10 protein-coding genes are annotated in these 9,405 nt (G+C 44.1%); 4 read left to right on the forward strand and 6 right to left on the reverse strand.

The genetic code is table 11. The annotated features are described in order from the left end of the window. Positions 1 to 6 precede the first annotated feature (6 nt). The 4 genes from AC4E8D_RS27220 to AC4E8D_RS27235 form a co-directional block, all read right to left on the reverse strand. Complete coding sequence (locus tag AC4E8D_RS27220; protein ID WP_221820608.1) at positions 7 to 1,719, reverse strand: spore germination protein; 1,713 nt, start codon at positions 1,717 to 1,719, stop codon at positions 7 to 9. A gap of 149 nt (positions 1,720 to 1,868) precedes the next feature. Further along, positions 1,869 to 2,774, reverse strand: coding sequence for a methyl-accepting chemotaxis protein (locus AC4E8D_RS27225; RefSeq protein ID WP_339179638.1), 906 nt, complete (start codon positions 2,772 to 2,774; stop codon positions 1,869 to 1,871). A 92-nt stretch (positions 2,775 to 2,866) separates the two neighbouring features. After that, on the reverse strand, positions 2,867 to 3,091 hold the full coding sequence (locus AC4E8D_RS27230; RefSeq protein WP_221820602.1) for a hypothetical protein: 225 nt from the start codon (positions 3,089 to 3,091) through the stop codon (positions 2,867 to 2,869). Between the two features lie 300 nt (positions 3,092 to 3,391). After that, entirely contained in the window at positions 3,392 to 3,835 is a 444-nt protein-coding gene (locus AC4E8D_RS27235) for a VOC family protein (RefSeq protein WP_076213007.1), read from the reverse strand. 87 nt (positions 3,836 to 3,922) lie between these two features. On the opposite strand from AC4E8D_RS27235, the gene AC4E8D_RS27240 reads away from it, so the two are divergent. After that, positions 3,923 to 4,888, forward strand: coding sequence for a helix-turn-helix transcriptional regulator (locus AC4E8D_RS27240; protein WP_490205413.1), 966 nt, complete (start codon positions 3,923 to 3,925; stop codon positions 4,886 to 4,888). Between the two features lie 38 nt (positions 4,889 to 4,926). Here AC4E8D_RS27240 and AC4E8D_RS27245 read toward each other — a convergent pair whose 3' ends face one another. Then, positions 4,927 to 6,108 carry an MFS transporter gene (locus tag AC4E8D_RS27245; protein ID WP_339305749.1) on the reverse strand — a complete coding sequence of 394 codons (1,182 nt, stop codon included), beginning with the start codon at positions 6,106 to 6,108 and terminating at the stop codon, positions 4,927 to 4,929. Between the two features lie 151 nt (positions 6,109 to 6,259). Between AC4E8D_RS27245 and AC4E8D_RS27250 the strand changes: the two genes are divergently transcribed. Continuing rightward, positions 6,260 to 7,159: a LysR family transcriptional regulator gene (locus tag AC4E8D_RS27250; protein ID WP_339305751.1), complete on the forward strand. Its 900-nt coding sequence runs from the start codon at positions 6,260 to 6,262 to the stop codon at positions 7,157 to 7,159. Between the two features lie 21 nt (positions 7,160 to 7,180). Next, entirely contained in the window at positions 7,181 to 7,855 is a 675-nt protein-coding gene (locus AC4E8D_RS27255; RefSeq protein ID WP_339305753.1) for a VOC family protein, read from the forward strand. Positions 7,856 to 7,898: 43 nt separating this feature from the next. Here AC4E8D_RS27255 and AC4E8D_RS27260 read toward each other — a convergent pair whose 3' ends face one another. Then, positions 7,899 to 8,264, reverse strand: coding sequence for a MerR family transcriptional regulator (locus AC4E8D_RS27260; protein WP_221820591.1), 366 nt, complete (start codon positions 8,262 to 8,264; stop codon positions 7,899 to 7,901). 129 nt (positions 8,265 to 8,393) lie between these two features. Here AC4E8D_RS27260 and AC4E8D_RS27265 point away from each other — a divergent pair, with 129 nt between their 5' ends. Further along, on the forward strand, positions 8,394 to 9,044 hold the full coding sequence (locus AC4E8D_RS27265) for a nitroreductase family protein (RefSeq protein WP_221820590.1): 651 nt from the start codon (positions 8,394 to 8,396) through the stop codon (positions 9,042 to 9,044). The last annotated feature ends 361 nt before the right edge of the window (positions 9,045 to 9,405 follow it).

A 9,405-nucleotide genomic window follows, 5' to 3' on the forward strand; every position in this document is an offset into this window, starting at 1 on the left:
CTTGATTTATTTTTTGCGGTCTTTATCTATTGGATTAGACATCTCGGGACGCTTCCTCATCATATTTAGCGGAGCACGGATAAAGAAATCCTTCCATTCCCCAAAGTGATAAGGAACGGCCGGTGCAACATAAGGTAGGCCAAAGCTCGAGAGTCTCGCAAGATGGGTACATATAAGGAGAAAGAACATAACCACGCCAAACAATCCGAGTACAGCTGCGCTAAACATGGCAGCAAATCGCAGAATTCGCAGTGTGATGCCGGCACTATAGACAGGGATCGTAAAGGAGGATATGGCGGTAACCGCAACAACGATGACCAGGAATTGGCTTATAATTCCTGCCTGTACGGCTGCCTGGCCGATAATCAGACCTCCAACGATACCTAGCGAGGGTGCAATCGGCTTAGGTAAACGAATGCCAGCCTCCCTCAATATCTCGATCGAAAGTTCCATGATCAGTACTTCGATGATTGAAGGAAACGGCACTCCCGTCCGCGTTTCAATGATCGTCAATACCAGCTTGGTTGGGATAAGTCCCGGATGGAACGAGATAAAAGAGATATAGAGCGCAGGAGCGAGCAAGGCCAGCATGGCGGACATAAAGCGCAGCATTCGCAGGAATGTTCCAGGAATCCATCGTTCATAATAATCCTCGGGAGATTGGAGCAACATGCTAAACGACACTGGCACAATTAAGACAAATGGCGTCCCATCCAATAAAATAGCCACTCGCCCTTCCAGTAAAGCACCCATCACCCGGTCTGGTCTTTCTGTATTCAACACTTGTTGAAACGGACTGAGCGTATTGTCTTCGATGAGCTGTTCAACATACCCAGATTCCAACATGGAATCCATATCCATCTCTTCAATTCGCTTTTGGACTTCCGCCACGAGATTAGGATCAGCAATATCCTGAATATAGGCAACAGCCAAATCTTTCTTGATCCGTGAACCTACTTCATACTTCTGAATAAAGAGGCTCTGATCACTACCATACCGACGTAAAATACCTGTGTTATCACTTAACTGTTCAGTAAAACCAATTCGGGGGCCACGGAGCAACCCCTCTGACACCGGTTCATTCACACCACGTGTTTTGATCTTATGAGCTCCAATTAACAGAGCCCCCGGCAATCCATCGACCAACAGTGCATTTTTGCCAAAAAGCACGCCAACTGCGACCTCTTGGAGGGACTTGGTCTCCTCAACCAGACTGACAGGTAGTAATTGCTCTTGCAGGTAGGCCGACAGTAAATGCGCATTATCCGGATGCAGGAACCCCTCCCGCTTAAGCTCTGGAACGCCTTCCAACATTAACGGTGTAATCAGGTGATCATCGATTAAGTCTTGATCTACCAGGCCTTCGGTATATATGACAGCTGCCCTTGTATTGGTACCTCTAATGGTAAATTCCCGAATGTGAACATCAGCATTTTGACCAAAGCTTTCTCTTACACTGGTCAGATCCGTATTGTACTTGCCGGTTAATTTAATATTGGCATATTGGCCTGTTTCGGTTCCCTGACCCTGACCCGCGGTAGCAGGAGAAATATCTTTCGAGGATATGGAGGGTTTCTCGGAACGAGAGAAGGTTCCACGCTTAATGGCGGCATTGATCCACCGCATGGTTACTGTAATGCCGATCGGTATGATAAGGACCAAGAATGCCTGAATCCATATGGTCCAATCCGGCACGTAGGATACAATTGTTGACCACATGTTCCCACCCCAACATTTCTCTGCATGATGAAGCTACAGGTATTCCCAAGTATTGTGTCCCCGTTTGATCACAATAATTCCCGTTTTTTTGTGTACTGAACGACAAAAAAAACGGTTCCTGTGTAAGGAACCGCTATTACTATATATTCTTATACGATTCTGGTCACATGCTCCGCTTTGGCATCCAACAAGTGAGCCGATGCAGCAATTGCTGTAAAATCATTCAGAGCGATCTCAATCTGCTTCTGGCTCTGCTCGACATATTCTTCTACTTTTTTGGTACCGCCTGTGATATTACCTATCTCCTTTGTTATTCCGGTAACGCTATCACGAATCTCGTTAATCGAACTCTCCACCATTGCGGATAGTTTCTTAACTTCTTTAGCCACGATATCGAATCCTCGTCCAAATTCTCCTGCATGTGCAGCCTCAATGGCAGCATTCAACGCGAGCAATTGCGTCTGAGACGAAATCTCGCGTATCGTTCGTACCACGCCCTGAATCGATCCGGCCTGTTCCTGCAAATGAGTCAGCGTTGCACGGTTAGTAGCGGACACCTCTGAGATATAGGAGATACTGGACATTAATTCCTGGCTCCGTTCAATGCCTACATCTGCCTGCCCATTTAGTTCATGAGACATCGCTTTTAGCTCATTCACTACGACCGAAATGTTGTTCTGACGGTTGGTAATGTTGGTGGCGATTTTGGAGACACCCAATATCTTCTGATTTGTCTCATCGTACACCGGCATATATGTCGCCTCAAGCCATACGGAATTTCCCTCTGCATCCTTGCGTTCAACCTTGTCCTGGAAGCTGACACCATTAAATATGCTATTCCAAAAAGCATCATAGTCCGGGGTATTTGCAAATTGACCGAAGCATAGTTGCTGATGCTTCATGCCGTACATCTCATCTACCGTATATCCCATCGTCTGGGCAAAGACTTCATTCACGTAGGTTACCCGGCGATCCAGATCGAATCGAATGATAGCAAGACTTTTCTCCATCGCCTTGATGACCATTGCATCGGTGACAACATCTTTCTTTTCCATATCTAATACAGACACTTGATAACCCCCACAGTTCATTCCATAATAGACAGCCTTTAACTAGCAAAAAACGATCATAACAACATATGTATCCATCAGGTTCTAGATGACTCTACTATTGATACCCGATTTGCAGCATTTTGGATCACCTGTTGTCGTTTATTTTTTCTAAAGAAAATCTGCTCCACCTCATCCGCTGGCAATGGCTTGCTGTAGTAGTATCCCTGCACTTTATTGCAACCTTGTTCAGTCAAAATATATAGTTGTTTCTGCGTTTCAATGCTTCTGCAATATCCTGGATAAAAGGCTTCCATCATCATACTTTTGGAGCATATTCATCGTCCAGAAAAGAGATGTTATAACTTATATTATCCGTAAAATATCTCTGTATCTACTTGTACGTATCGTAACATAAGGCAAAAAAGGATACACTTCTGCACTTGTAACGTATTTGTAACATAATTTCTGTTTTGTAGTAACTGTTTAGCGCCTTTATACAAGAAAAACAGAGAAACCGAAAAAAAGAAGAGCGCATGATATTCATGGCTCTTCTTTTTTGATGTTTTTAAGTTAGTTACAGGTTTACATACCGAGTGCTTAACCGAGGGCCTGAACTCATTTTAAAAATCGTGCACAGTGACACACAGCTGAATCGCAATGCCAAATGGGTCCCGTACAATGCCATAACCTGGGCTGAATTCATTTTGTTCGTACGGCACCAGTACCTTGACACCCTCATGTTGTATCAGAGAATGATACAGTTGATCGATTGTATCTTTGTCCTTGGATTGAATACATAGGGACGTGCTGTTCCCCAGCTGCCAAGCTCTCTCCGTGTCCATTGCTTCTTCCGCAATCATGACCTTGTTAACCCCGATCTCCAGCACCGAATGTGTAATATACTCATCTTGACCGGCAGGGTACTCGAAGCCCGGGTTCATCTCCTTCATCTCTTTATAACTTTTCTTGAATATCACCTTGGCGCCCAGAAACTCCTCATAAAAAGCAATGGCTGCCGCCGCATCCCCGTTCATCGACAAAAATGGTATCACTTCAAAATTCATTATATTGCCTCCTTGTTCCTATTGGATTACACTTATCACTATAACAACGAAAGGTGCCAATGCATGGCACCATTAAGAGGGTTTGATATGAAAAAATCAGAACGTATGAACCAGATGCTGCGCTTCATTAATCAAAAACAACAGTTCACTCTGCAAGATCTCATGCAGGAGTTCCAGATCTCCAAACGAACCGCGTTAAGAGATATCACTTCATTGGAAGAGTTAGGTGCGCCCATCTATGTCGAATATGGACGCTACGGCGGATATCGACTGTTGCAACAGATGCAACTGCCTCCCATTTCGTTTAATACGGGTGAGCTTCATGCCCTTTATTTTGCTATGCAGGCTCTCCGCAGCTTCTCCAGCTTACCCTTTCAAGTCTCTTTCCGTACCATTCATGAGAAATTTATGAGCGCGTTATCTGACAAACAGCGACAGGATATTGAGAACATCCAACACCGGGTTTACTTCCAACATACCGAGCAGATCCGCGACAGTGCACATTTGGAGTTTCTGCTGATGGCTGCTGTTCAGAGTATAGTGATCCAGATTACGTACGCTAATCAGCGTAGATCCTCTGATCAAAGGTCATCTTCTGCAAACACCATCCGCACCATTCAACCCATCGCGCTCTATGCCAGGAAAGGCTATTGGTATTGTCAGGCCTATGATCTGCATAAACAAGCTTATCGTGTATTCCGCTGCGACCGCATCATTTCAGCCGAAACAACGGAGATTGAACCTTTAACTCATGTAAAGGAACTCTATTCACAGGATGCCCAATCCCTATGGAAACCATCGGAACAAGCCATTCCATTCAAATGCCTGATTGACGAAGCCGGGATGGAGCTATTCCAGCAAGAACATTTTCCATCTATGCAGATCATCGAGAAGATGGGACACATGTATCTTGTCGGTTCGTATGAACCTCACGAGCTTGATTTCATAGTGAGATATCTTGCAGGCTATGGTAAATCGATTAAGATTATGGAGCCCATCATCTTACAGAAAGCATTAAGGCAGTACTATCTGGACTTGTTAGATCATGTATAAAGATCATATCTCTATATCCATTTTACTTTACATGCCTTTTAGCTCTGCTCCTGGCTAACTTTCAAACTTTTTTTATTGCCAATAGCCAATTGAACGATAATCTGCAACACGATGATGATAGCCAAACCATAAAATGCTTGCACGAAGCTGCCTGTTAGATCTCGGAGCCAACCAATCGCCAGCGGCCCAAGTGCTCCAAGAATGTAACCACCAGATTGAGTCATAGCGGACCAGCTGCTAGCTTCCTGAGCATTGTTTGTCTCATCAATCGGCAACATGAGTGCAATCGGGAACAGTCCACCTGCACCAATACCGAGCGGGATCGCCGCGAGCCACGGACTGACAGAGAGATTCAGCATCAGGACACCTATTAACTCCAACATCGCACAGCCAACAAGCCAGAAGACACGCCTTTGGTATCGGTGTACAAGCATGGGAATGAATAACGTTGAGGGCAGTGATATCAATGTAAATAACGTTTGGATGTTGCCAGCAGTCTCTTGGCTATATCCATGGCTTTGAATGGCTGGCGCAAGCCACGCGGTTAATGAATAGAAGATCGCGGCCATCAGTCCGAAGAACAGTGTCAGCACCCATGCACGCCTGTTCTTCACCGGAAGTGGGGCATGAATGACAGCCGAAGTTTGTCCGGATTGTCTCTCTGTACGCGCAGACCAAGCTAATTTTAACCAGATCGGCAATGCAATGGCTGCGAGTAATGCCCATGTAGCCAAAGAACCTCTCCAAGATCCACCCAACATCTGCTGAAGTGGAACCGATAACCCCACACTAATGCTGGCCCCCATCACCATTGCTGTAGAGTAGATGCCGACCATGGCTGCCACTCGGTTAGGGAAATACTGCTTAATGAAGCTTGACAACAGCGGCCCTGCCAATGCAATCCCTACACCTGATAGAAAAGAAGTGAACATCATCAACGGAGTTGCACCTACGAACAATCGTAATCCTGTACCTATCCCGATAAGGATTAAAGCCAGCACAATGGCTCCTTCATTCCCCCACCTTCTACTTAGTCTTACAGAGAATGGAGCGAATATGCCCATACATAATACCGGTAGTGTAGTTAACAGACTGGCGGTCATGCCGCTCAAATCCAGATTATTCTGTATGGTACTCATCAGAGGAGAAATGGAAGTAATCGGTGGTCTTAAGTTAAGTGAAGCCAGAATAAGCGCCAATACAATATAAAAAAGTTTCATTATGGATCACCTCATGGTAGTAGTATCGTTGCCTTCACCAAAGATCCCATTTGTTAATGACAAGATCTTCGGGTGGTGCACGAATTAAGTATAGGATCATTATAATGATTGAACAATACTATTGTTTCTATTAAAATGATTACTAAAACCAATGATTAGAGGTGAATTCATGGAGATTCGTCAGATGGAAAACTTTATTACAGTGTGTGAGGAGCTTCATTTTACACGGGCAGCGGAGAAACTTGGCATTTCTCAACCTACGTTGAGTCAACAGATACGTGGATTGGAGGATGAACTTGGTGTTCCTTTGTTTGACCGTGTCGGCAAAAAGATTGTGATGACCCAGGCAGGCACTCTGTTTCTGGAGCACTGTGTACAGATGATCCGGCATTTACAGAATACCCAAGATGCGTTGGCTGAATTTCGGAATGATCAGCGGGGACGATTGGTGATTGGTGTTCTTCCATCCGATTTGGATTACCGTATCACTCCGCTGCTCGTAGATTTTCATGCCCGATTCCCCAAAGTGCAATTGAAAGTTATCTCTTCGATCTATGTCGTAAATCAAGTGTTGGAAAATGAAGTCGACATCGGCATCGAGATCACGTCTGCCCCTGATAGACGGCTTGTACGCATTCCTTTGTGCAGTGAAGAATATGTACTCGTCGTTTCCGAGAATCATGATTGGGCTGAACGAAGCACAATTGAAATTCAGGAGCTGCGTGATATCCAAACGGTGATGTTTCCCGAAGGATTTACGGGCAGAGAATTGGTCGATGGCTATTGCCGTAAATATGGATTCACCCTAAATACCATCATGGAGACCAGTTCTGCAACCTCCATCATTAGCTTGGTCAAAGCCAACGTCGGAGGAACACTGCTGCCTTATCCTCTGATCAAAGCCATGAATGAGCCCACGCTACGTTGCATCCGAATTACAGACGATCCGCCCTACCGGCACTTTGAGATCATCCATCGGTCCGACCGTTACCTGACGCAATCGGCCAAGGCATTTATTGAGAAAACAATCGAGTATTTCAATCAAAGGTGAGATTAAAAGGAGGATATTGAAATGATAATAAGAGAAGTTGGTTTGTTGACACATCAGGTCGAGGCCATAAAAGAGTTTTACGGTACACTACTGGAATTGAATCTTGTGGAGGATAATGCAACATGCGTTTCATTCCGTGCGGGGAACTCAGTCCTATCTTTCAAGAAGGCGCCAGAACAAGAGAAGCCCTACTATCATGTAGCGTTTACGATTCCAACGAATAAACTTGCTGATGCAAAAAGGTGGGCTCAAGACCGTAACATTCCATTGCTCTCGAAAGATGGACAGGATGAATTTTATTTCCCCTACTGGGATGCAACAGCCTTCTATTTTTATGATCCAAGCGGCAACTTGATGGAATTTATCGCTCACCATTCACTCGATAACGCAGTCGATGAAGCTTTCGAAGTGAAGCATCTGTTATGTATTAGTGAAATCGGTCTGCCTGTCGATGATGTTCCTGAGATGATGAACACATTGAATAGGCATTATCAACTTGAACCATTTGCCGGAGACGGAAAACAATTCTCCCCCACGGGTGATGCAGAAGGCATGTTTATTGTCATTGATAAACAAATGCCCTGGTTCCCAGACGGGCGTATGCCTGGTGTATTTGCCACGGAGGTAAAAGTTGAAACTGGGCAGCCCGGTAGTCTACGTATGCAGGACGATATGTACTCGATTGAATCGATATGATGTAAGAACGTACTGAATGAAAACCTATAGAGGGACTTCCGGCTTAATACTTACCAAAACCATCCTCACACGTGATATCCGATTTAAGAATTTCGTACAGATTTTGTTTGGAATTCTCTAATTTATTTTGTGTTTCTTCAATTTCTGATATTTTCGCTTGGATAATGATTGCTTGATCATTACTTGAAAACCCATGTTTAGAGATCATAGATTGGATCTCATGGATCGTAAAACCAACAGCTAAACATTGTTTGACCACTTCCAGATGCTGAATAATGCTCTGCGCATATATTCGATAGTTATTATGATCTCTCAGCATATGTTCATCCGGGATAATACCTATTTTCTCGTAGTAACGAATCGTGGATATCGGAAGGTTTACATGGTTCGCTACTTCACTAATCTTCATATGGATTTCCCCCGTTTCTTCTTCTTGCTATAAAGTATACTTCATAGTTTACAATCCTCATAGTGAGACAGATGGAGATATAATTTATACCCTACTCTCACCAATATAGATATGAGGAGAGATTTCAATATGAACACAATTACCGGTCAATTCAACAAAACAAATGATTTTGATACCATCGTCTTGGAGCGCCATTCCGTTAAAGCCTACGACCCTGAAGTGAAGATCAGCCGCGAGGAGATGACCGAAATACTGGCGAAAGCTTCACGTGCCCCTTCGGCCATTAACATGCAACCTTGGCGTTTTCTTGTTATCGACAGTGCTGAAGGCAAAGAGAAGCTTGCACCACTGGCCTCTTTTAACCAGACACAGGCACTAACGTCTTCCGCTGTCATTGCCGTGTTTTACGATGCCAACAACGTTGAATACATGGAAGAGATTTTCAGCAAATCAGTGGAACTTGGGTACATGCCCCAAGACATCATGGATATGCAGATGCAGCAGGTAAAACCTTATTATGCGAACATAAACGCATCCGAATTGCGTGATATGAACCTCATTGACTCAGGCCTCATATCCATGCAACTCATGCTCGTTGCCCGTGCTCATGGTTATGATACCAACCCTATGGCCGGTTATGACAAAGGTCAGATCGCCGAAGCGTTCGGCCTGGATAAAGAACGGTTCCAGCCCGTCATGTTGATCTCCATAGGGAAAGCAGCCAAAGAAGGCTATCCTTCCTATCGTCTCCCGGTTGAAACGATTACAACTTGGGCATAATCAACAGCTACTCTCAATGAAGTAATATCTCTTGTATTAAATAGTTAAGTGAATATAACAACTATAAGTAAATACTAAGTCTGAAAAATAGATAAAAATTACTGTGCATTCCATAATACCAGAGTACTCATCCTATATCAGTTAAAGGCTTTCATTATAATAGCCTCATACTGATTCGGACATAGGAACATTAATTATACGTTCATAAACAAAGGGTCCTGATGACAACTGTCATCAGGACCCTTTGTTACATAACTTAAATACTTTTGTCAGGTGATAAAAAGTCGTGAAACCACCACAGATTACCACAAAAAGAAAATTACGACTTCCTCAATATACCGAATGTCGCATATAACGTGCT

The sequence above is a fragment of the Paenibacillus sp. SRL342 genome (genome assembly GCF_984798905.1).